The organism is Streptomyces roseolus (assembly GCF_014649855.1).
Classification (GTDB): domain Bacteria; phylum Actinomycetota; class Actinomycetes; order Streptomycetales; family Streptomycetaceae; genus Streptomyces; species Streptomyces roseolus.
The window spans coordinates 169,381-192,124 of sequence record NZ_BMTV01000011.1 but is presented as its reverse complement, the minus strand read 5'-3'; the positions used below and the strand labels follow the sequence as shown (position 1 = coordinate 192,124).

Genomic DNA, 22,744 nt, shown 5'->3' with positions numbered 1-22,744 from the left:
GAGGTCCCGTTCACGCGGCACGATGCAGACGGATCCGCCTGCGGCGGAAATGGACTAGGCGAACACGGAGTGCTTCATGACGGACAGCAGCGGCCTCACCGAGAAGGAGCCGGTCAGGGTCTTCCTGCTCGACGACCACGAGGTGGTGCGCCGTGGGGTGCATGACCTGCTGGACGCCGAACCGGACCTGACTGTGGTCGGGGAGGCGGGCACGGCCGAGCAGGCGCTCGTGCGGGTGCCGGCGCTGCGTCCGCAGGTCGCCGTCCTGGACGTGCGACTGCCGGACGGAGACGGGGTGAGCGTCTGCCGCGAGCTGCGCTCACGCATGCCGGACCTGGCCTGCCTGATGCTGACGTCCTTCGACGACGAGGAGGCACTGCTCGACGCCATCATGGCCGGCGCGTCCGGCTACGTCCTCAAGCAGATCACCGGCACCGACCTGGTCAACGCCGTGCGTACGGTCGCATCCGGTCAGTCCATGCTCGACCCCGGCGCCACGGCACGGGTCATGGCCCGGCTGCGGGGCGGAGCCGCCAAGGAAGAGCAGCCGCAGGGCCTGCCGGGTCTGACGGATCGGGAGCGGGAGATTCTCGCCCTGGTCGGGGAGGGACTGACCAACCGGGAGATCGGCAAGCGGCTCTACCTCGCCGAGAAGACCGTGAAGAACAACATCTCCCGGCTGCTGGCGAAGCTGGGCGTCGAACGCCGCGTGCAGGCCGCGGTCATCGCCACCCAAGCCCTGGCCGCCCAGGACGACCAGGGCCGCCCGAAGACCTGAGTACGGTCCCACGGGGTCGTGAGCGTCCCGTCCGCGTCATCCGGCAAGGATGCCGCGGACGGGACGTTTCCGTATGTCCGGCCGACAGGCCGGCGCATCGCGTTCGGGCCGTCCCGGCAAGGTTGCGCCGGCCTCGGACGGTGATGGCCGACGTGGTGGTCGACGCGCCGCACTCGGGCCACCCGCCGTCACCGGGTCGCGCGACGGGGACCCTCGGGTCCACGCCGCGGAGCTCTCGACGGCCCTGGCAGGGGAGCCTCGAACGACGCGAGGCTTCTGGGTGTCCCCGCGCGTGGTGCCCCCGCCCCGACAGACCATGTGGTGCGGGCGCTCACGACCGGTCCTCCTCGGTGCGAGGGCCGGTACAGGTCGTGAAGCCGGCTGCGTGACGCCTGCAGCCGGTGGGACGACCACCGAGCAGCCCCGGACGGCGATCACTCCCCCCGGCTCCGCGCCCACGGCCCGTACCGACAGTTCGTCGAATCCGTGCGGGGCGGGAGCGCGACGGTTGAGGACACGGCTGTCAGGCCCCAGCGTGTGCCGCGCGAACGGGAAATCCGCGGACTTCCGCTTCGTGGGCGGTCCGTTTCGCCGTGCCCGTGCCTCGACCGGGTCACCCGGCTTCCGGCGCCGCCGCGGCCTCACACCACGGGGCGTTCACGGCGACCGGGTTCCCCCGCCGTGCTGCCGCCACGACGCCGACTTCCTGATGAGGGCACGGGCGTGCCGAGGCGTGACGAGCGCTTCGCGTCGGAAGGGCGTGGTCCGGTGAAGCGGGTGATGACGGGGCCGACCACGGCGAGCAGGAGGACGTAGGCGGCCACGAGGGCGCCGAGCCGGTCGTCACCGGTGCCCACGAGGCCGACGATGACGAGGGAGAACTCGCCCCTGGCGATGAGCGCGGTTCCCGCACGCAGCCGCCCTCGGCGTCCCGCGCCCTCGCGGCGCGCCGCGTACCAACCGGACCCCACCTTCGTCACGGCGGTGACCACGGCCAGGAGCAGGGCGACCGGAAGGACCGGCAGCAGCGAGTCCGGCGGGACGGACAGGCCGATCGCGAGAAAGAACACCGCGGCGAACAGGTCCCGCAGCGGGCTCAGTACCTTCCGCGCCCGGTCGGCCGCCTCGCCCGTGAGGGAGAGGCCGACCAGGAAGGCACCGACCGCCGCCGAGACGTGGACGGCCTCCGCGAGGGCCGCGACGACCAGCGTCACGCCCAGGAGGCGCAGCAACAGCTGCTCCGCGTCCGGGTGCGACAACAGCCGCCCCAGATGGTGCCCCCACCAGTACGACATGGTGAGCGCGGCCGCTACCGCGCCCAGGGCCAGCAGCACTCCCAGCAGGGCCTCCTGCCATGTGCCGCCGGCCGCCACGACGGCCAGCAGTGGAAGGTACGCCGCCATCGCGAAGTCCTCCAGCACCAGCACGGACAGCACTGCCGGGGTCTCCCGGTTGCTCATCCTCCGCAGGTCGCCCAGGAGCCGGGCGATGATGCCCGACGAGGAGACGTAGGTCACCCCGGCGAGCGCGAGGATCCCTCCTGCGCCCAGTCCGAGCAGCCATCCCGCCACCGCACCGGGGGTCGCGTTCAGCACGAGGTCGACCCATGCCGAGGGCAGGTGGCGGCGCAGACTGACCGTGAACTCCGGCACCGTGAACTCGAGACCGAGCACCAGCAGCAACAGCACGACCCCGATGCCCGCACCGGTCTCCACGAACGAACCCGCTGCCGGGACCGGGGCGATTCCTCCCTCGCCCAGTGCCAGGCCCGCCAGGAGGTACAAAGGGACAGGGGACAGCGCGAAGCGTCGCGCCAGAGCGCCGAGCAGACCCAGGAAGGTGAGGATGACGCCCAGCTCCAGCAGCAGGGCGACCGAGATACGCATCCGCTCAGCCCCGGAAGAGCTGTTCCACCGCGGCGATCCCCTCCCGGGTCCCGATCACCACCAGTACGTCCCCGGCACTCAGAACCTTCTCCGGACCCGGCGAGGGAATGACTTCCTCGTCACGGACGATCGCCACGATCGACGCACCCGTCCGTGTCCGTGCCCTGGATTCTCCCAGCGGGCGGCCGGCGAACGGAGTGCCGACGGGCACCTCGACCTGCCCGGCGCTGAGGCCGGGCACCTCCCTGGTCAGATCCGCGAACCGCTCGGCGATACGCGGTGCGCCGAGGATCTCGGAGAGGACGTCGGCCTCCTCGCCGGTGAGCCGGAAGACGGCCCGCGCCTGGTCCGGGTCGGCTTCTCCGTAGACCGCCAGCTCGAAGTCACCCGAGCGCTGCGCGACCACACCGATCCTGTCGCCCTCCCGGTTGACGAACTCGTAGAGCAGCCCCACACCGGGCAGCAGCACCTCGTTGACGTCCACACGACCCCATCCCGTCCGTCTTGAAGCCGCGTCATACGACTCGGCACCCGACTGTTGCGCATTGGTTATTCGGCATCCGCGGACGGCAGCTCAAGCGCCGGTCCCGGCCGGGAAGGCCCACCGGGGACTCTTCCTGTCGTCGCGCACGGGCCGACAGGGCTGAGCGGCCCCACGCGGAAGGCCGGACGGTCCTTCAGGTGACGACTTGCTCCGGTCGGGGCGTCGGCAGGGCCGTTCCCGACGACGGCTTCGGGACGGTCGGCCCTGGAAGTGGTCCGTACGCCCCATGGCCGGGGGGTCGCGTCCGGGGTGGGCTGGGAGACGAGAGCCGGAGTCCGGTCAGAGGAGGCGTCATGAGCGGTCTGGTGGTCGTGGGTGTGGACGGGTCGGAATCGAGTTCCGTCGCGGTGGAGACGGCGGCCCGGGAGGCACGGGCGCGTGGGGCGGCGCTGCGGGTGGTGCACGCGTTCGCCTGGCCGGTGCCGTATGCGCTTCCGCGCTCTTCACTGGTTGGCCCGTCGTTGTCGGGGCCGCCGTCGTTGGTCTCGGAGGACGTGCTCCGGGAGATGGCCGGGGGGCTGGTGGCCGACGCGGTCGGGCGGGCGCGGGCGGCGGCACCGGAAGTCGAGGTCAGCCATGCCGTGCTGCCCGGTGACCCCGTGACGGTCCTGGAGGCACAGTCCCGCGCCGCCGAGCTGGTCGTGGTGGGTCCCCGGGGGACGGGCGGGTTCGTCGGACTGCCGACCGGGTCGACGGCGGTGCACCTGGTGGCGCACGGGCGGTGCCCGGTGCTGGTGGTCCGCGGGCAGCCGCGCGTGGACGGCCCGGTCGTGCTGGGCGTCGACGGTTCGGCCGCGGGCGCAGCGGCGGTCGACTTCGCCTTCGCGACGGCAGAGCGGCGGAGGGCGCCCCTGGTGGCGCTCCACGCCTGGACGACGTGGAACGCGCCGATGCCCCCTCCGCAGGACGCATCGGCTCCGTACGCCAATCCGCCGGGCGCTCTGTCCGAGGCGGAGGAGGCCCTGCTGTCCGAGGCGCTCGCGGGCTACCGCGCACGGTATCCGGGGGTGGTGGTGGAGTACAGGGTGGTGCACGGTCGCACCCGGGAGGCGTTGATCGACGCGAGCCGGTCCGCCCGGCTGATGGTGGTCGGCGCCCGGGGGCGCGGCGGTTTCGCCGGGCTGCTGCTCGGCTCGGTCAGCCAGGCCCTGCTGCATCACGCCCACTGTCCCGTCGCCGTGGTCCGAGGCCGGCGATGACCACGCCTCAGCAGACCAGGACCGGGAACAGCGCCCCGCACGTACCGGCGTCCCCGCAGCCGGATGCCCACCGACGCGGCGTCGACGACGTCGCGGGCTCGCTCGCGGTGGTTCCGGACCTCGGCTTGACCACGGCGGACGCCGAACGGCGGGCGGCCGTCTGGGGAGCCAACGAACTGGCCGAACCGGTCCGCCGGCCGCGGTGGCTGCGTCTGCTGGACCAGTTCCGCAGCTGGCTGATCGGCATCCTGCTCGCTGCCGCCGTCATCGCCGGAGTCGTCGGCGACGTCACGGACGCCCTTGTCATCACCGCCGTTCTGCTCATCAACGCCACCATCGGATACCTGCAGGAAAACCGTGCCGAGCGCAGCCTCGAAGCGCTGCGCCGGATGCTCGTCCCCACGGCCCGGGTGCGCCGCGACGGTCGGGTCCAGGTGATCCCGGCGGGCTCCCTGGTGCCCGGCGACATCGTCCTCCTGGAAGGCGGAGACCGCGTCCCGGCCGACGGACGCCTGATCGTCGCCGAGTCGGTCGAGGCGGCCGAGGCCGCTCTGACCGGCGAGTCACGCCCCGTCGCCAAGACGACCGCGCCCACCGCGGCCGACGGCCAGGAACACGTGCCCGTGGCCGAGCGCACCGGCATGCTCTTCATGAACACCGCTCTGACCCGCGGTCGTGCCGAGATGATCGTCACGGCCACCGGCATGCGTACCGAGGTCGGCGCGATCGCGGAGGCGCTGCGCACCGACGCGGAACCACCCAGCCCGCTTCAGGTCCAGATGGACAGCCTGGGCCGACGCCTCGCAGTGGTCAGCGGCATCGCCGTGGCCGCCTACGCGCTCGTGGCCCTCCTACGAGGCGAAGAACCGGCCGACCTCGCCCTCCGGGCGGTGGCTCTGGCTGTCGCCGCGATCCCCGAGGGGCTGCCCGCCGTTCTCGCGCTCACCCTGGCCCTGGGCGTCCACCGCATGGCCCGTCGCGGTGCCGTCGTCAAGCGCCTGGCCTCCGTCGAAGCGCTCGGATCCGCGACCGTGGTGTGCAGCGACAAGACCGGCACCTTGACCCTGAACGAGATGACCACCCGGGTCCTGTGGGCCGCCGGAAGCACCTACAGCGTGGCAGGCGAAGGCTACGACACCACCGGCACCGTGCTCCTGGCCGACGGTGAGGGCGGAGTGGACCTGCACGACGCGCTGTTGCCGTTCGCGCTCTGCAACGACGCCCGCCTCACCCCGGACGGAATCATCGGGGACCCCACCGAAGCCGCCCTGATGGTCCTCGCGGCCAAAGCAGGCCTCGACGCCGACCCGCGCACACACATGACGCGTACGGACGAGGTGCCCTTCGACCCGGCTGCCAAATACATGGCCACTTTCCACGCTGACGCCGATGACCGCGTCCGCGTCCACGCCAAAGGAGCCGTCGACGTCCTGTTGGACCGCTGCGCCCACGTCCTGACCGCGCAAGGGCCGATGCCCCTCGACGCGGATCGCCGCCGGGAGGTCACCGATGTCGCGCGGCGGTTGGGCAGCCAGGGCCTGCGTGTCCTCGGTGCCGCCACCGCCACCGTCGACCAGCCCCACCGGAGAGACGTGACAGGGCTGACCTTCACCGCCATCGCCGGGATCTCCGATCCGCCCCGTCCCCAGGCCCGTGACGCGGTCGCCCTGGCGCAGGCGGCCGGTGTGACGGTCAAGATGGTCACCGGGGACCATGCCGACACCGCGACCGCCATCGCCCGCGAACTCGGCATCACGGGAGACATCGTCTCCGGGACCGAACTCGCCCGGATGAGCGACCAAGAGCTCACGGACCGCATCGGGGACATCGGCGTGTTCGCCCGCGTCGCCCCTGAGCACAAGGTGACCATCGTCCGAGCCCTGGCCCGGCGCGGTCACATCGTGGCCATGACCGGAGACGGCGTCAACGACGCGGCGGCCCTTCGCTCCGCCCACATCGGCGTCGCGATGGGCGTCACCGGTACGGACGTGGCCAAAGAGGCCGCGGACATGGTGCTCACCGACGACGACTTCTCCACCGTCGTCCGCGCGGTCCGCGAAGGCAGGACCATCTACGACAACATCGTCACCTTCGTCCGCTTCCAGCTGTCCACCAACATCGGCGCCATCTTCACGTTGCTCGCCACTGTGCTGGCCGGGCTTCCCGCGCCCCTGTCCGCCATCCAGCTGCTGTGGGTCAACATCATCATGGACGGGCCGCCGGCCATGGCCCTGGCCGTCGATCCTCCGCGGGACGACGTCATGCGGCGCCCGCCCCGGCCACCCCAAGAGCGGATCCTGGACGCCCGCCGCCTGGCCGCCATCTCCCGATCAGGCGCCGTCATGGCCGCCGGCACCCTGGCGGTCTTCGCCGGAGCCCGCCATCTCACCGACGCCGCGACGGCCGCCACCATGGCCTTCACCACGTTCGTCCTCTTCCAGCTCTGCAACGCCCTGGCCTCGCGCAACGACGGGGGCCCCGTCCTGGCACGCCATCAGTTCCACAACCGCACCCTGTGGACGTGCCTGGCCGCTGTACTCACCCTCCAGATCATCGCCGTACAGCTGCCCGTCGCCCAAGGCGTCTTCGGCACAGTCCCCCTCAGCCCGGTCCAGTGGGCGATCTGCCTCGCCACCGCCTCCACCGTGCTGCTGACCGAGCACTGCCGGCGTGCCGCACAGGTGCGGTCGGGCCGCCGTCGAGCAGTACGGGAACGGACGCTTGGAGACGGGTGAAGACCGGACGGGATGGGCGAGGGCGTGGATCACCGGCTCGACGCGCAGCCGGGACGGCCATCCCTTGAGGATGTCGTCGCTACTTGGGCGGATCACCCCGGCGAGGACGGCGACCGAGGCGACCACCGGAGGAGGGGCCGCCGGTGAGTTCGGCGCGCTTGGCGGCCCCTCCTCCGGGGTGGCGGGGCCGTTGGGCTCGACGAAGTCGGTGATCAGCTCGTCCAAGGAGCCGCGCTCGATCTGCCGCTGAGGGACGTGGAAGCACCACACTTGCCACCCGCGCACGGATCGCTCCCGTGGCGCCGATGGTCCCGCCCGGCCGACGTCCGGCCTCCTCCCGCCACGACCGTGACGCGCGGAGGCGATGACGCGTTCTGGAAGGGATACAGGATGCGCCTCGCGCAAATCTGCACCGCACTCCCCGCCTTCGACGCCGCAGTGGCAAAGGGCCCAAGCTGAAGGCCCGTGCCGGGCGCGGTCATCCGGCACATCGCAGAAAGGCCGTACTCCGGGCTCTTCTGACCGAAGAAGAAACTCAGCCCGTGCCCGCTGTCTCCGTCAGCTTCTTGAGTTGGGCGGTGATCACCTCGTCCGGGGCCTCGCCCGCGTTCTTGTGCGCGACCAGGCCCTGCCAGCTGAAGACGGCCACGTTGGAGCCGCTGCGGACCACCCGGTACCAGTGCGCTGTTCCCGACAACTCCCTTTTGAAGGCCAGCGCTTCGTCGGCAGGATCCGGGTCGGGGACGGGGAGTCCCGTGACGGTCGGGTTGAGGCCCATGTCGTTCTCGTACCCGGTGCAGCTCTTCGCCGCGTCACGGACGCGGGCGAGGAGTTCCTCCGCGTCGGCCGCCTCGGCGTAGGCGTAGAGCGTGATGTCGGTGGCCTTCGTGTCCTTCTTCGGGTGGACGGAGCGGGCCGCCGCCGCGGTCGGTGCCGGTTCGGGGGAGCGCAACCGGATGTCCTCCACGGGCTGGCAGGCCGCCGGTTCGGCCGGCTTCCCCTTGCTGCCGAGGACGGTGCCCTGCTTGAAGACGGTGAAGGTGTATTCGGGCAGGTCCGCTTCGGTGACCGCCGCGCTCTCCAGGCCGGCGGCGTCCAGCGGTCCTCCGTTCGTCCTTCCCGCGGCCGTCCCCTCTGCCGAGTCCTCGGTCACGGCGCCGCTTCTGCCGTCTTCCGGCCCTTCGTCGCCGTTTCCGCAGCCGGCCAGCAGGGCCACCGCGGCAAGCGTCACCGCGACAGCCTGAACCCGTCGCAGTCCGTCCACTCTCATTTCCACTCCTCCGGTACCAGTGCCCGGGCACGTCGGCACCTGGGGCATATCGGGAAGACGATGGCAGAGCGCGGTAGGGGCGGCGTCACCCGAAACGCGTACAGCCACTACGTACGCCGACCAGTTGGAGGACGAGCCGGTCGCGGAACCCGGCGAGTGCCGCGTCGTGGATCGCCGTGTCCGGAGGCCGGGAGCACGTCATGCGCGCTGCTTCCGCGGCACTTCGAAGGAGGTGGGCCCCGAGCCCGGACTGCTGGCCGTCGGAACCATCGCGTCGATAGGGCTCGGCGCGATACTCGTGTTCGCCGTCGACTGGCAGGGGGAGGGCGCTGACCGGCCCCTGGCGGGACTGATCATGATGGCGGTCGGAAGCCTCGCCCTGGTCGCCGTCACGCACATGTACGGCCATGACTCCCGTTCCGGGAAGACGCCGTGAGTCCGCGGGGCCACACCGGCACCATCCTTGTCCCCGTGGTGGGCCCCATGGCGCCTGACGGCAGGTGAACTTGCTCCGACGTCCCACGGCGGGACCGGGGCGGTGACAGTCCCAGCGTCAGGGCTGTCGTCGTCGTGATGCCGTTCTGGTCGGCCGCGGTGGGCCCGGCGGGGCCGGCGTTCTCGTTCCTGCGACGGGGTGGAGCGCGTTGCGCATGGTCCGCACCTGGGCGGTACCCGCGGCCTGGGAGACGCCGGTGTCGTCGGTGGGCGTCCTGCCCGGACCTGACGAGCGGTCCAGCGCAGGACCGGTCCGAAGGCGTCGACCCCAGCGCTTCGCCCTCGGCCACCGCGATACCGCACCCTCGCAACGACCGGGGCCCGGTGTGGCCGCTTCCCTTCAGGGGAAGCGGCCACACCGGGCCCCGGCAGACTCCGGCGAGCTCATGCCGACCGCGAGTGACGGTCAGGGATGCCGCACCACCGCCACAGGCGCCGCAGCACGGTGCAGCACCGCGTGCGTGACCGGGCCGATGCGCGGGCCGATCGCCGAGTGGCGCACACGCCGTCCCACGACCAGCAGCGAGGCGTCCTTCGAGGCGTCCACGAGGTGGTCGGCCGCCCCGCCCACCACACACTGCTCCTTGACGTCGACCTCCGGGAACTTGCCCCGCCACGGCCGCAGCGCGTCGGTGAGCACGCTTGCCTCACGCAGTCCCATCGCGACGCCATGTCCGGGATCGACGGCTTCGGGGTCGTGTCCGAACACGATCGGTACGCCCCACCCGTGGACGACCTTCAGGGCGGCCCCGCGTGCGGCGGCGGCGGAGAAGGCGAACTCGATCAGCTCGTCGCACGGCCGGGTGAGGTCGAGCCCCAGCACCACGTCGAGGTACCGTGCCCGGCCGGTCGGGCCGCCCTGGGGCTGCTTCTCGTCCTCGGCCTGCTCGCCGGCCCGCACGACGACGACCGGGCACTCGGCGTGCGCGATGACGGGCAAGGACACCGATCCGGCCAGAAGGCCACCCAGGGCTCCCAGTCCCCGCGAGCCCAGAACCAGGACCTCCGCCTTGTTCGTCGCGGCGAGCAGCACCTCGACGGGACGGCCGAGGATCTGCTCGACGCTGACGCGCAGACCGGGATGACTCTCCCGCACCCGCTCGGCCGTCTCACGCGGGATGCGCTCGGCCCAGTGCCGGGTGACGGTCGTTTCGCCGGAGGCGCTGTCCGCACCCGTGAACGGGACGTGGGTGAACCCCGGTGACCAGTCCTGCCAGGCATGGACGATGTGCAGGGGCAGATCCCGCAGCAGCGCCTCTCGGGCAGCCCAGTGCGCGGCTGCCTGCGACTCCATCGAGCCGTCCACAGCGGCGATGACCGGACGTTGTGACATGGAATCCTCCGTGTGAGGGGGCGTTTCGATCGGGAAGCATCCGCGGACCAGGCGAAGGCCGGGCCCCTCGCAGAGGCGCGGCACGTGTCGGCGGAGAACGGGCCCGCCGCCCACGACGGCCGGTGACGGGAGGCGAGGGGCGGGCCGGAAGCGGGGCGCTTCCGGCCGGAGGACGATCTTTACCGGGCGGGGGCGATCAACCCGTAGTGGCCGTCGTAGCGGTGGTAGAGCACGCTGCCCCGACCGGTGGCCGTGTCGGCGAAGAAGACGAACGGCAGTCCGGTGAGGTGCAGCCGCTGAACGGCCTCGGGCACCGTGCTCGCAGGCACCGGGACCGTGCTCACGCCCAGCAGCCCTTCGGCCTCGCGCTCCTGGCCCACGGGCCCCAGCGATGCCAGGCGGTGGCGGCCGGTACGGACGTCGCGGTAGACCACGCTGTCGTACCCGGAGACCAGGTCCGTGAAGACCCAGAAGTCGTAGTCCATGGCCTCCAGGTCGATCACGGCGTCCTCGGGCGTCTGCCGGGTCCGGCTGAACGACTTGTACCGCTCGACGCGGCGCTCCTCGGCAGGCAGGTGCTGACGGTGCGGACGGTGCTCGTGGCCCGCGCTGTCCCACCACGCCTCCTGGGCGGTGTCGGAGAGCCCGCGCGGCCCGTGCCGCCGTGCCCTGGCCAGCCGCGCGGTCAGACGCTCCTGCAGGAGGTCGACCGCTTCGAACATGGTGCTCGCGGCGACGTGGGCACGTACCGGCCGACCGCTCACATCGACCACGGCCTGGGCGATGGCGGGGCGGGCCGCCGAGCAACGGACCGCCTGGGTGAGCTTCACCTGGGCGGCCAGTACCGGCTCGCTCACGTGGTCGAGGGTCGCGAGCACCTTCTCCCGTGCGTAGGCGGCCGCGCCTTGGGGCACCTGTCCTCGGCTGCGGACCTGGACGTCGACTGCCTGGCTGGTCTTGAGACGGCTCATGGGAACTCCTCCTTGATCGCTCTCAGCCTGTCCGGTGCCGACTGTTCCCGGCAGAGCCGACGGGGTCGTCGCCGCGGGGCGACCGGTCCCCTCGCCGCCCCTCCATCCGGGACGTGCGGACATCCGCAAAGGGCCGTTCGGCCCAGGGCCAGGCAAGGGTTGGAGCCAGGAACAAGCACGTGGCCGTGGTCAGCCGGGACAGCGCAAGGAGGCTGCCGAAGTAGCCCATCCGGCCCTTACCGCGACGCTTTCGCTGTGTCAGCGTCGTGGTGGGCGGGTGCACTTGCGGCCATGCGGCTCAGGAGCCGTGGAATCGCGAGGGGCGGCGCCTCCGGGCGGCCCGAGGCGGTTCGCGTTCCCGCGACGCGAGACGTCGCACGCTTCGGCCCCGCAGGCCCGGCGCCCCGCTTGCCGCCCGCGACCACACACGACGGAGAAAACATGCGTGAGGACGAGCGCTCTGAAGGCGTACCGCTGACCGACGAGGAACTCGGTGCGCTCGACGCGCACTGGAGGGCCGCCAACTACCTGTCGGCCGGCCAGATCTACCTGATGGACAACCCGCTGCTGAGGAAGCCGCTGGAACCGGCGCACATCAAGCCGCGGCTGCTCGGACACTGGGGCACCTCCCCGGGCCTCAACCTCGTCCACACCCACCTCAACCGCGTCATCAAGCGGTACGGCATCGACGTGCTGTGCGTCTGGGGGCCCGGACACGGCGGGCCGGCCGTCCTCGCCAACTCCTGGCTGGAAGGCAGCTACAGCGAGACCTACCCCGACGTGAGCCGCGACGAGCACGGCATGGCCCGGCTGTTCCGGCAGTTCTCCTTCCCCGGCGGGGTGCCGAGCCACGTGGCGCCCGAGACCCCCGGCTCGATCCACGAGGGCGGCGAACTGGGCTACTCCCTGGCACACGCCTACGGCGCCGCCCTGGACAATCCCGACCTGCTGGTGGCGTGCGTCATCGGCGACGGTGAGGCGGAGACGGGACCGCTCGCCGCCTCCTGGCACTCCAACAAGTTCCTCGACCCCGTCCACGACGGAGCGGTCCTGCCCGTCCTCCACCTCAACGGGTACAAGATCGCGAATCCCACCGTGCTCGCACGGCTGCCGGAGGCGGAACTCGACCAGTTGCTGCGCGGCTACGGCCACGAGCCCCTGCACGTCACCGGAGACGACCCCCACCAGGTCCACCGGGCCCTGGCGGCGGCCATGGACACGGCCCTCGACCACATCCGGCACATCCAGCGGCAAGCCCGGACCGGCGCCCCCGTCGGGCGGCCGCGCTGGCCGGTGATCGTCCTGCGCACGCCGAAGGGCTGGACCGGACCCGCCACGGTCGACGGTGTCCCCGTCGAGGGCACCTGGCGTGCCCACCAGGTGCCCCTGACGGGCGTCCGCGACGACGACGGCCACCGGGCCCGACTGGAAGCGTGGCTGCGCTCGTACCGGCCCGAGGAGCTCTTCGACGACGCCGGCCGGCCGAGCCCCCAGGTGCTGGAATGCGTGCCGGAGGGCGAGCGGAGGCTGGGTGCGACCCGGCATGCCAACGGCGGCCTGCTCCTGCGGGACCTGCCCCTGCCTCCGCTCGCACGCTTCGCCGTCCCCGTGGACCGGCCCGGCCAGACCCGCCACGAGCCGACCGGGGTACTCGGAGACCTGCTGGAGGGCGTCATGGCCGCCACCGGCGAGCGCCGCGACTTCCGGCTCGTCGGCCCCGACGAGACCGCCTCCAACCGTCTCCAGGCCGTGTACGGAGCGAGCGGCAAGGCCTGGCAGGAACCGCTCCTGGCCACCGACGAACACCTCGACCGGCACGGCCGGGTCATGGAGATCCTCTCCGAACACACCTGCCAGGGCTGGCTGGAGGGCTACCTGCTGACCGGCCGACACGGCCTGTTCTCCTGCTACGAAGCCTTCGTCCACATCGTCGACTCCATGGTCAACCAGCACATCAAGTGGCTCAAGACCTCGCGAGCCCTGCACTGGCGCGCCCCTGTCGCCTCACTCAACTACCTGCTCACCTCCCACGTGTGGCGCCAGGACCACAACGGCTTCTCCCACCAGGACCCCGGGTTCGTCGACCACGTCCTCAACAAGAGCCCCGAGGTCGTCCGCGTCTACCTGCCGCCGGACGCCAACACCCTGCTGACCGTCGCCGACCACGCGCTCCGCAGCCGCGACCAGGTCAACGTGATCGTCGCCGGCAAACAGCCCTGCTTCGACTGGCTCTCCCTCGACGACGCCCGCGCCCACTGCGCCCGCGGCGCCGGCGTGTGGGAATGGGCGGGTACCGAGGACGGGACCCGTGACCCGGACGTCGTCCTGGCCTGCGCCGGTGACGTCCCCACCCAGGAGATCCTCGCGGCGGCCGGCCTCCTGCGGCGCCATCTCCCCCAGCTCGTCGTACGGGTGGTCAACGTCGTCGACATGACCCGGCTCATGCCCCACGACGAACACCCGCACGGCATGACCGACCCGGAATACGACGCCTTGTTCACCCGGGACAAGCCGGTGATCTTCGCTTACCACGGTTACCCCTGGCTCGTGCACCGTCTCGCCTACCGCCGCACCGGCCACCCGAACCTGCACGTGCGCGGCTACAAGGAGGTGGGCACCACCACGACCCCCTTCGACATGGTCGTGCGCAACGACCTCGACCGCTACCGCCTCGTCATGGACGTGATCGACCGCGTGCCCGGCCTTGCCGTGCGAGCCGTGGGCGTGCGCCAGGCCATGGCCGACGCCCGCACCCGCCACCACGCCTTCATCCGCGAACACGGCGCCGACCTGCCCGAGGTCGCCGACTGGAGCTGGAGCTGGAGCGACGGCCGGCAGTCGGCATGATCCCACCGTCCGCATCGTGTGACGCCGAACGCCTCGGCAGGCAGCCGCGACACCCCTGCGCGGCTTCAGCCGACCCGGGAACCACCAAGGGCGGGAGCCGCCGGGAAGCAAGCGGGCGGGCCGGCTCGAAGGAAGTGCCGGAGCGGGCCCGGACCACTTCGTTCGTCATCCCTTCGCCCACGGTCCGGTGCCGCGCCACGGTTCCCGTCTCCATCCGACTGAGGAGCTTCCGCCCCCGCTCTCGGCCTCCACGGGGAGGCGGTGGTCCGCCGAGGGTCCATCGGCCCTGTCTCCCGGCCGTTCGGGTCACACCGCCGTGGCCGTCCACCCGGGGCGTGCGGCGTGAGGCCTCCCGGCCCCCAGCAGGGACCTCCGGCCCCCTGCGCGCACCGCTCCGGCCGATCACCGTGGAGGGGCAGGCCCGCCCAGCACCGCCCCGGAGTGCCGGACGGCGATCACCGGGCCTCTGAAGTCACCCCGCGCACGCCGCGTCCGGCCCGCCCGGCCGCCAGACCCACGGAGTCCCCATGTCCCGCACCGTCACCGCCGGCCTCGACGGATCCCCGGAGAGCCTCGCCGCCACGCAGTGGGCCGCCCAGGAGGCATCGCGACGTGCCGTGCCGCTGCGGCTGCTCCGCGTCTGGAACGTCGACGAGGATCCCCGTACCCGAGTGGTCGATCCCGCGACCGCACGCGGATGGGGCGAGCGCACGCTCGCCATCGCCGAAAGGCGGCTGCGGCGCCGCCACCCGGGCCTGGACGTCGAGACGGCGTGGGTGGCCGGCGACCCCGTGGAGGAGCTGTGCGGTGCCGCCGAGGAAGCGGAACTGCTGGTGCTCGGCTCCCGTGGTCTGGGTGGCCTGGCCGGATTCCTCGCCGGGTCGGTCTCCCTGGCGGTGCTCGCCCGCACGCGGCGCCCGGTCGTCCTCATCCGCCCGCACGACCCCCTGGGGCCCGATGAGGAGCGCACGGGGGAGGTGGTCGTGGGTCTGGACGTGTCCGCCGCCTGCGACGAGCCGCTCGCCTTCGCCTTCGCCGCCGCGGACCGGTACGGCTGCGGGCTGCGCGTGGTGCACCGGTGGGCCGTACCGGCGCTCTACGGACCCGACATGCTCGACGCACTGCCGCTGCTCCTGACGGAGGTCGCCGAAGACACGCGGCGGGCGCTCGACGAGGCACTGGCCCCCTGGACCGAGAAGTTCCCGGACGTGCCGGTGGTGCGCGACTGCCGCCAGGGCCGGCCGGCGCAGGACCTGACGGAGCTGTCGCACGACGCCCGGCTCGTCGTCGTCGGCCGCAAGGCCCGCCGGGCACGGATCGGCACCCGCATCGGGGCCGTCACCCACGCGGTCCTGCACCACTGCCCGGCGCCGGTCGCGGTCGTCCCCCACGACTGAACGGACCCGACCTCCGGAGCGGCGCACCGACACCGCCCGTCCGGCACCGGCCCCGGACGGCTCGGGCAGCCGTGCCGCCCGGCGGCTGCCTCCCCTCTCTCCGCGACGGCTCCGCGCGGCCCGCGAGGGAGGGCGCAAGGTCCCTCGTGCCGCCGGGACCACCGGGCCCCGCCCACCCGGAACGACAAGGCCGGTCAGCGGCTTCGCGCGGCCCTTGCGGCCCTCGGCCGGTGGCAGGCGGACGACGAGCATCGAAGGTGAGGCCGGGCCGTCTCGCCCGCCTCGCAGGCCGCCGTCCCTTGGAGATGACGACATGACCGTGACCGTCCAGCCCCCCGCCGACACCAGCACGCCGTGGCGCGGCTTCACCGGTGAGGAGTGGCAGCGGGAGATCGACGTCCGTTCCTTCATCCAGGACAACTACGCCCCTTACGAAGGCGGTGCCGCGTTCCTGGCCGGTCCCACGGACCGGACGCTCGCCGTGTGGAGAGCCGTCGCCGCCCTCTTCCCCGAGGAACGCCGCAAGGGCGTCCTCGACGTCGACACGGCGACGCCCTCCACCATCACGTCCCACGCGCCCGGCTACATCGACCGCGACCGGGAGCTGATCGTCGGTCTGCAGACCGACGCCCCGCTGAAGCGGGCCATCATGCCCAACGGCGGACTGCGCATGGTCGAGAACGGATTGCGCGCCTACGGCTTCGAGCCCGACCCGTTCGTCACCACGGTCTTCGGCACCTACCGCAAGACCCACAACGACGGCGTCTTCGACGCCTACACCCCCGAGATGCTGCGCGCCCGCAAGGCCGGCATCGTCACGGGCCTGCCCGACGCGTACGGGCGGGGCCGGATCATCGGCGACTACCGCCGCGTCGCGCTGTACGGGACCAGCCGGCTGATCGAGGCCAAGCGCGCCGAGCGGTCGCGCCTCGACCACATCCCGTCCGCGGCCGACGTCATCCGCGACCGGGAAGAACTGGCCGAGCAGATCAGGGCGCTGGGCGAGCTGGAGCGCATGGCAGCCTCCTACGGCTGCGACGTCTCCCGTCCCGCGGCCACCGCACAGGAGGCCGTCCAGTGGCTGTACCTGGGCTTCCTGGCCGCGGTGAAGGAGCAGAACGGCGCGGCGATGTCCCTCGGCCGCACCTCCACCTTCCTGGACGTCTACCTCCAGCGCGACCTCGACGAGGGGCGCATCGACGAGAGTCGCGCCCAGGAGCTCGTCGACGACTTCGTGATCAAGCTGCGGATCGTGCGGTTCCTGCGCACCCCGGAGTACGACGCACTGTTCTCCGGCGACCCCACCTGGGTCACCGAGTCCATCGGCGGCATCGGAGAGGACGACCGCCCTCTGGTCACGCGCACCTCCTTCCGCTTCCTCCAGACCCTCTACAACCTCGGACCCGCCCCGGAGCCCAACCTGACCGTGCTCTGGTCCCGTCGACTGCCCGAGGGGTTCAAGCGGTTCTGCGCCCAGGTCTCCATCGACACCAGCTCGATCCAGTACGAGTCCGACGACCTGCTCCGCCCCCGCACGGGTGACGACTCGGCGATCGCCTGCTGCGTCTCCGCGATGGCGGTGGGCAGGCAGATGCAGTTCTTCGGCGCCCGCGTCAACCTCGCCAAGGCCCTCCTGTACGCGATCAACGGCGGCCGCGACGAGATGACCGGTGAGCAGGTCGCCCCCGCGACCACCCCGCTGACCGGCGAGTACCTCGACCACGCCGAGGTGGCCGGCGCGTACGACCGCATGCTGGACTGGCTCGCCGCGACCTACGTCAACGCGCTCAACGTGATCCACTACATGCACGACAAGTACGCCTACGAGCGCATCGAGATGGCCCTGCACGACCACCCGGTCCACCGGACGATGGCGTGCGGCATCGCGGGTCTCTCCGTGGCCGCCGACAGCCTCTCGGCCATCAAACACGCCCGGGTGCGGGTCATCCGGGATGCCACCGGGCTCGCCGTCGACTACCGGGTCGAGGGCGACTACCCGGCCTACGGCAACGACGACGACCGGGCGGACCGGATCGCCGTCGACCTGGTCCGCTCCTTCATGGCCAAGGTGCGCCGGCACCCCACCTACCGGGGTGCCGAACACACGCAGTCGGTTCTCACCATCACCTCCAACGTCGTGTACGGCAAGCACACGGGCAACACTCCCGACGGGCGGCGCGCCGGAGCACCGTTCGCCCCGGGCGCCAACCCGATGAACGGCCGCGACCACCGCGGCATGGCGGCCTCGGCGCTGTCGGTCGCGAAGATCCCGTACGACCAGGCCCGCGACGGCATCTCCCTGACCTCGACCATCACCCCGGAGGGGCTGGGTCACGATCCGGCCGAACGCGCGGGACACCTCGTCGGGATCCTCGACGCCTACACCGCCGAAGGCGGCTTCCACATGAACGTCAACGTCCTCGACCGCGCCACACTGGAGGACGCCATGGAACACCCGGACGACTACCCGGAGCTGACCATCCGCGTCTCCGGATACGCCGTCCACTTCGTCCGGCTCACCCGCGAACAGCAACTCGACGTCATCGGCCGCACGTTCCACGGCGCGCGATGACCACCGGCCGCATCCACTCCTGGGACCTGTCCACCGGCGTGGACGGGCCCGGGACCCGTTTCGTCCTCTTCCTCAGCGGCTGCCCGCTGCGCTGTCTGTACTGCGCCAACCCCGACACCTGGCACATGCGCGACGGGGAGCAGGCCACCGTGGACGACGTGCTGGCCCGCATCGAGCGGTACCGGCGGTTCACCGGCCTGGCCGGCGGGGGAGTGACCCTCACCGGAGGCGAGCCCCTGCTTCAGTCCGCCTTCACGGCCGAGGTCCTGCGGCGGTGCAAGGAGCTGGGCCTGCACACCGCCCTCGACACCTCCGGTGTCCTGGGCGCCCGGGCCGACGACGCGCTCCTGGCCGACACCGATCTCGTCCTGCTCGACATCAAGTCCTTCGACGCCGGTGTCCACCGGCGCCTGACCGGCGGCCGGCTCGCACCCACCCTCGGCTTCGCCACCCGTCTGAACCGTCTCGGCGTCCGGGCCTGGATCCGCTACGTCCTCGTCCCCGGCTGGACCGACGACGAGGAGGCCGTCGACGGCCTCGCCCGCTTCCTCGCCGATCTGGACAACGTCGACCGCGTCGACGTCCTTCCCTTCCACAAGCTCGGTGCCGCCAAGTACGACGCGCTCGGCATCCCCTTCCCCCTCCGTGACCATCCCGTTCCCGACGCCGCGCTGGCCGAACGCGTGCGTGAGCAGTTCCGAGCGCACGGCCTGCGGGCGCAATGAACGAACCGGGCGGGGCGAACGGCGCGTGCCCCGTGCGGCACCGGGAAAGACCGGTGCCCGGCTTCCGCGGAGCAGGAAGCCGGGCACCGTAGGGGTGTGCGAGGGGGTTGGTCCTCGCACGAAGCGATGGCCTGGAACGGCAGGGCGGTCGGTCAGGCGGTGGCGTCGGCCAGCCACAGGTCGGGGCCGAAGACCTCGTAGCGGACGTTGCGGGCGGGGATGCCGCCGCGCAGCAGCTGCGACCTGACCTCGCGCATGAAGGAGAGCGGGCCGCACAGGTACACGCTCGCGTCGGCCGGAAGTTCCAGCGCGTCGAGCTCCATCAGCCCCGTCCGGGAGCCGGGCTCCTCCGCCGCGTCCCGCTCGTACCAGAACTGGGCGCGTGCCTCGGGCAACGCGTCGACCAGCCGCTTGGTGTCGGCCCGCAGCGCGTGGTCGGCGGGCGAACGGTCGGCGTGCAGGACCGTGACGGAGCGGGTGGACGTCTCGCCGGTGAGGCGCTCCAGCATGGACACCATCGGTGTGCAGCCGATGCCCGCGGAGACGAGTGCCAACGGCGCGTCCGTCTCGTCCAGCACCACGTCACCGAACGGGACGGAGAGGGTGAGTTCGTCGCCGGCCTCGAGAGTGCGGTGCAACAGGTTCGACACTTCGCCCTCGGGAGCGCCGTTCCCGCGCACGCGCTTGACGGTGATCCGGCGCACCTGGTCGCCGGGTGCCGAGGAGAGGCTGTACTGGCGCAGTTGGTGCACGCCGTCGGGCATCCGCACGCGCACGCTGACGTACTGTCCGGCCCGGGCGCGAGGAGCCGGGGCACCGTCGGAGGGCCGCAGCAGGAAGGAGACGGTGTCGGCGGTCTCGTCGCGACGTTCGACGACGGTCCACTGTCGCCAGGGGTGCCCGGGTCGCACCTGGGCTTCGAGGCAGAGGCGGGCTTCCTGCGCGATGAGGGCGCCGGCCATCAGCCAGTAGACCTCGTCCCAGGCGGCCGCGACGTCCGGGGTGACCGCTTCGCCCAGGACGTCGGTGATGGCGGCGAACAGGTACTTGTGCACGAGGGTGTACTGATCGTCGGTGACGCCCACGGCCACGTGCTTGTGGGCGATGCGGGCGAGCAGGGCGTCCGGGCGGGTGCCGGGCTCCGCCAGGAGCGAACCGGCGAAGGCGGCGATCGACCCGGCAAGGGCCCGGCGCTGCGCGCCACTGGCCTGGTTGCCCCGGTTGAACATGCCGTCCAGCAGCTCGGGGTGCTCGGCGAACATCGTGGCGTAGAACCGGGTGGTTATCTCGTCCAGTGCCCCGCCGACGGCAGGCAGGGTGGCCCGGATCAGCGCGGCCGACTCGGCAGACAGCATGACACTCCTGAGGGGGAAGCGGAGGGGTTTCGCACTGCACAGCGGCAGGCACCTCCTGGTTTAGCAGGCTGAAGACCGCCCGACCTCCTGTGTGCGCAGGACGCGGGACCAAGGTCCCGGGTTCAGGGCCTCACGGTCCGGTGCGGAGCAAGAGCCCGGGACCAGTGGCCCGGAGCGGGAGCGGGGCCTCTCGCACACGCCGCGGACCTCGTGCCGCCCACGACTCCCTCCCGCGCTCTTTGCCACCTGAGACCGGCTCAAGGCCCTGGCGGGCAGCACAGCAGGGCCATCGAGGCCCACGTCAGGGACGATCGGCCCCAGCGCCGGCCGCCGGGTTCCTGCGAGGCTCGCCTCACCGCGTCAGCAGCTCCGCCGACGCCTTCACCCGCACCGGCAGCCCCGGGAGGCACCCATGTCCGGCACCATCACCGTAGGACTCGACGGAACCGACCACGCCCTCGCGGCAGCGGACTGGGCGGCGGACGAGGCGGAGCGCCGCGGCGCGAGCGTGCGGCTGGTCCATGCCTGGGTCTGGGGCCCCACCGACGTGGTGTACGTCGGCGACCGCGCGGCGGAGGAGCGCTGGGCACGCGACGCGCTCAACGAGGCGCGGGCCCGCATCGCCAAGAAGCACCCGTCCCTGGACGTCACCACCGAACTCCTCGTCGGCGACCCGGTGCCCACCCTTCTCACCGAGGCCGCACACGCCGAGATGCTGGTGCTGGGATCCCGTGGCTACGGCACTCTCACCGGTTATCTGATCGGCTCCGTCTCGCTCCACGTGCTTCGACAGGCGACAGGGCCCGTCGTCATGGTCAGGAGGCCCGAGGTCTCCACGCGCCGGCACGAACCCGGGGAGGAGGAGGTGGTGGTCGGCGTCCAGGAACCCGGAGAGAGCGGCGACTCCGTCCTGGAGTTCGCCTTCACGGCCGCCGCCGAACGAGGAGCGGCCCTGCGTGTCGTGCACGCCTGGAGCATCCCGACAGCCCTTGCCTGGGGTCCCGGGTCGCTGTACCTGGCCGACCAGGCCGGTGCTCTGGCGCGGATCAACCGGGAGGTCCTGGCCGACGTCCTCGCGCCATGGCGCGACAAGTACCCCGGGGTGGAGGTCATCGAGCACTTCGAGATCGGCTCGCCCTCCGAAGTGCTGCTGCACAGCAGCGTCCGTGCCGGCCTGGTCGTCGTCGGTCGCCGCTCCCACGAGGCGGGCCTGCGACGCCTCGGAGCGGTCACCCACGCCGTCCTGCACCATGCCTCCGCACCCGTGGCGGTCGTGCCGCACGACTGACACCCGGGGCCGGGGCCACGACCCGACTTCGCGGCCGAGGCGTTACGAGGAGCCCCGGCCGGATTCCCCGGGGTACAGCGAGGCCCCCGGGCCGTCGGCGCGGTCGGAGAGCGGACCGACGGCGGCGAGGGGGACCCGCATCAGGGACCATCGGGCGGAGCGGCTGACAGGGCGGTCACGAGGCGCCGGTGTTCGTCCTCGTCGATCTCGCCAGGACAGAGGTGGGTGGCGCGCCGTCGTGCAGCTGCACGACGGTGTCCACGCCGCCCACACGGTGATGGACCGGCTGCACAGCCGGGAGGACGTGTGGGGGTGAAGACGATGTGCTCCAGCGAGACGGTGCCGGGCACCGCAGCGCTTCGGTGCGGTCGGGTCCGGTTGGGCGCCGGGGTGCCACCGCCTCGTGGTGGCCGTCCGTCGTCCCGTGCGTGGCCGCGTCGTTCCCCGTGCCTGCCTTCTTGTTCCGGCCTGAGAACCCGGGGGCTGCCCGAAGTGCCCTGCCGTCTCAGCGCCTTGCCGTCCCGGCCGCGCAGGCAGGACCTGACGGAACTTTCCCGAGGGCCGGTTTCCGGGAAGGGCCCGGTCAGGCGAAGGAGCACGGGATGGTCCGATCCAGCCCCAGAGTCCGGATCACCGTCGCCGGAAGCCGCGGGACACGGCCCTGTTCTCGTATAGCTACGGCGAACGGACGTGTAGCGCTGTGTGATTGCCCCGGTCCTCGTTTCTCCTGGCTGGGCGCATCGTTGAGCCGAATGAGTGATCTCGGTCGGGGTAGAGGAGTGCGGGTGCAGCAGGACTGGGAGCCGGAGGACCTGATCGAGGTCTGGACGCTGCTGGAAGACGACATGAAGCGGGTGCGGAACAAGTCCGGGGCGACCCGGCTCGGGTTCGCGCTGTTGCTGAAGTTTTTCGAGGCGGAGGCCCGGTTCCCGGAGTCGGCCAGGGAGGTGCCGTCCGCCGCGGTGGAGTACGTGGCGCAGCAGGTGAAGGTCCCGGCAGGGGCGTGGGCGGGGTACGACTGGCAGAGCAAGGCGATCCAGCGGCATCGGGGCGAGATCCGGGCGGCGTACGGGTTCCGGGCGAACACCGAGGAGGACCAGGACCGGCTGGCCGCGTGGCTGGCGACCGAGTTGTGTCCGGTGGAGCTGTCGCGGGACCGGGTGGCGGCCGCGGTGGTGGCCCGGTGCCGCGACGACCACGTCGAGCCGCCGGCGCCCGGTCAGGTTCGGCGGCTGGTCGGCAAGGCGGTCAAGGACTTCGAGAAGCGGCTCTCGCTGGACCGGCTCAGCCACGCGACGCGCTGACGGCTGGAGGACCTGATCACGGGCGACGGAACCGAGCAGGGCGTC

General features: G+C 72.0%; 16 protein-coding genes. 10 read left to right on the top strand and 6 right to left on the bottom strand.

Annotated features, from left to right (window positions below; genetic code table 11):
- Window positions 1-76 precede the first annotated feature (76 nt).
- Window positions 77-778, top strand: coding sequence for a response regulator (locus IE245_RS15860; protein ID WP_030493110.1), 702 nt, complete (start codon window positions 77-79; stop codon window positions 776-778).
- A gap of 641 nt (window positions 779-1,419) precedes the next feature.
- On the opposite strand, the gene IE245_RS15855 is transcribed toward IE245_RS15860, so the two are convergent.
- On the bottom strand, window positions 1,420-2,664 hold the full coding sequence (locus IE245_RS15855; protein ID WP_189947839.1) for a cation:proton antiporter: 1,245 nt from the start codon (window positions 2,662-2,664) through the stop codon (window positions 1,420-1,422).
- Between the two features lie 4 nt (window positions 2,665-2,668).
- A complete protein-coding gene (locus IE245_RS15850; protein ID WP_189947837.1) occupies window positions 2,669-3,148 on the bottom strand; it encodes a cation:proton antiporter regulatory subunit in 480 nt (159 codons plus the stop codon).
- Between the two features lie 353 nt (window positions 3,149-3,501).
- Between IE245_RS15850 and IE245_RS15845 the strand changes: the two genes are divergently transcribed.
- Together IE245_RS15845 and IE245_RS15840 are read left to right on the top strand one after the other, a co-directional pair.
- Window positions 3,502-4,407: a universal stress protein gene (locus IE245_RS15845; RefSeq protein ID WP_189947835.1), complete on the top strand. Its 906-nt coding sequence runs from the start codon at window positions 3,502-3,504 to the stop codon at window positions 4,405-4,407.
- A complete protein-coding gene (locus IE245_RS15840) occupies window positions 4,404-7,142 on the top strand; it encodes a cation-translocating P-type ATPase (protein WP_189947833.1) in 2,739 nt (912 codons plus the stop codon). The genes IE245_RS15845 and IE245_RS15840 overlap by 4 nt, the downstream gene beginning before the upstream one ends.
- Before the next feature lie 535 nt (window positions 7,143-7,677).
- Here the strand turns inward: IE245_RS15840 and IE245_RS15835 are convergent.
- A complete protein-coding gene (locus tag IE245_RS15835) occupies window positions 7,678-8,373 on the bottom strand; it encodes a hypothetical protein (RefSeq protein WP_189947831.1) in 696 nt (231 codons plus the stop codon).
- 271 nt (window positions 8,374-8,644) lie between these two features.
- Between IE245_RS15835 and IE245_RS15830 the strand changes: the two genes are divergently transcribed.
- On the top strand, window positions 8,645-8,848 hold the full coding sequence (locus IE245_RS15830; protein WP_189947829.1) for a hypothetical protein: 204 nt from the start codon (window positions 8,645-8,647) through the stop codon (window positions 8,846-8,848).
- A 465-nt stretch (window positions 8,849-9,313) separates the two neighbouring features.
- On the opposite strand, the gene IE245_RS15825 is transcribed toward IE245_RS15830, so the two are convergent.
- Both IE245_RS15825 and IE245_RS15820 read right to left on the bottom strand, forming a co-directional pair.
- On the bottom strand, window positions 9,314-10,240 hold the full coding sequence (locus tag IE245_RS15825; RefSeq protein WP_189947827.1) for a universal stress protein: 927 nt from the start codon (window positions 10,238-10,240) through the stop codon (window positions 9,314-9,316).
- A gap of 179 nt (window positions 10,241-10,419) precedes the next feature.
- On the bottom strand, window positions 10,420-11,211 hold the full coding sequence (locus tag IE245_RS15820) for a sigma 54 modulation/S30EA ribosomal C-terminal domain-containing protein (RefSeq protein WP_030493118.1): 792 nt from the start codon (window positions 11,209-11,211) through the stop codon (window positions 10,420-10,422).
- Window positions 11,212-11,652: 441 nt separating this feature from the next.
- On the opposite strand from IE245_RS15820, the gene IE245_RS15815 reads away from it, so the two are divergent.
- The 4 genes from IE245_RS15815 to pflA all read left to right on the top strand — a co-directional run bounded on the left by IE245_RS15815 (window position 11,653) and on the right by pflA (window position 18,752).
- A complete protein-coding gene (locus tag IE245_RS15815; RefSeq protein ID WP_189947826.1) occupies window positions 11,653-14,058 on the top strand; it encodes a phosphoketolase family protein in 2,406 nt (801 codons plus the stop codon).
- Window positions 14,059-14,585: 527 nt separating this feature from the next.
- Window positions 14,586-15,455 carry a universal stress protein gene (locus IE245_RS15810; protein ID WP_189947824.1) on the top strand — a complete coding sequence of 290 codons (870 nt, stop codon included), beginning with the start codon at window positions 14,586-14,588 and terminating at the stop codon, window positions 15,453-15,455.
- 313 nt (window positions 15,456-15,768) lie between these two features.
- Window positions 15,769-18,027 carry a formate C-acetyltransferase gene (gene pflB, locus IE245_RS15805; protein ID WP_189947821.1) on the top strand — a complete coding sequence of 753 codons (2,259 nt, stop codon included), beginning with the start codon at window positions 15,769-15,771 and terminating at the stop codon, window positions 18,025-18,027.
- Window positions 18,024-18,752, top strand: coding sequence for a pyruvate formate-lyase-activating protein (gene pflA, locus IE245_RS15800; RefSeq protein WP_189947819.1), 729 nt, complete (start codon window positions 18,024-18,026; stop codon window positions 18,750-18,752). The genes pflB and pflA overlap by 4 nt, the downstream gene beginning before the upstream one ends.
- A gap of 152 nt (window positions 18,753-18,904) precedes the next feature.
- On the opposite strand, the gene IE245_RS15795 is transcribed toward pflA, so the two are convergent.
- On the bottom strand, window positions 18,905-20,107 hold the full coding sequence (locus IE245_RS15795) for a globin domain-containing protein (protein WP_189947818.1): 1,203 nt from the start codon (window positions 20,105-20,107) through the stop codon (window positions 18,905-18,907).
- Between the two features lie 412 nt (window positions 20,108-20,519).
- On the opposite strand from IE245_RS15795, the gene IE245_RS15790 reads away from it, so the two are divergent.
- Both IE245_RS15790 and IE245_RS36985 read left to right on the top strand, forming a co-directional pair.
- Window positions 20,520-21,395 carry a universal stress protein gene (locus IE245_RS15790; RefSeq protein WP_189947816.1) on the top strand — a complete coding sequence of 292 codons (876 nt, stop codon included), beginning with the start codon at window positions 20,520-20,522 and terminating at the stop codon, window positions 21,393-21,395.
- 785 nt (window positions 21,396-22,180) lie between these two features.
- Window positions 22,181-22,699 carry a DUF4158 domain-containing protein gene (locus tag IE245_RS36985; RefSeq protein WP_229851311.1) on the top strand — a complete coding sequence of 173 codons (519 nt, stop codon included), beginning with the start codon at window positions 22,181-22,183 and terminating at the stop codon, window positions 22,697-22,699.
- The last annotated feature ends 45 nt before the right edge of the window (window positions 22,700-22,744 follow it).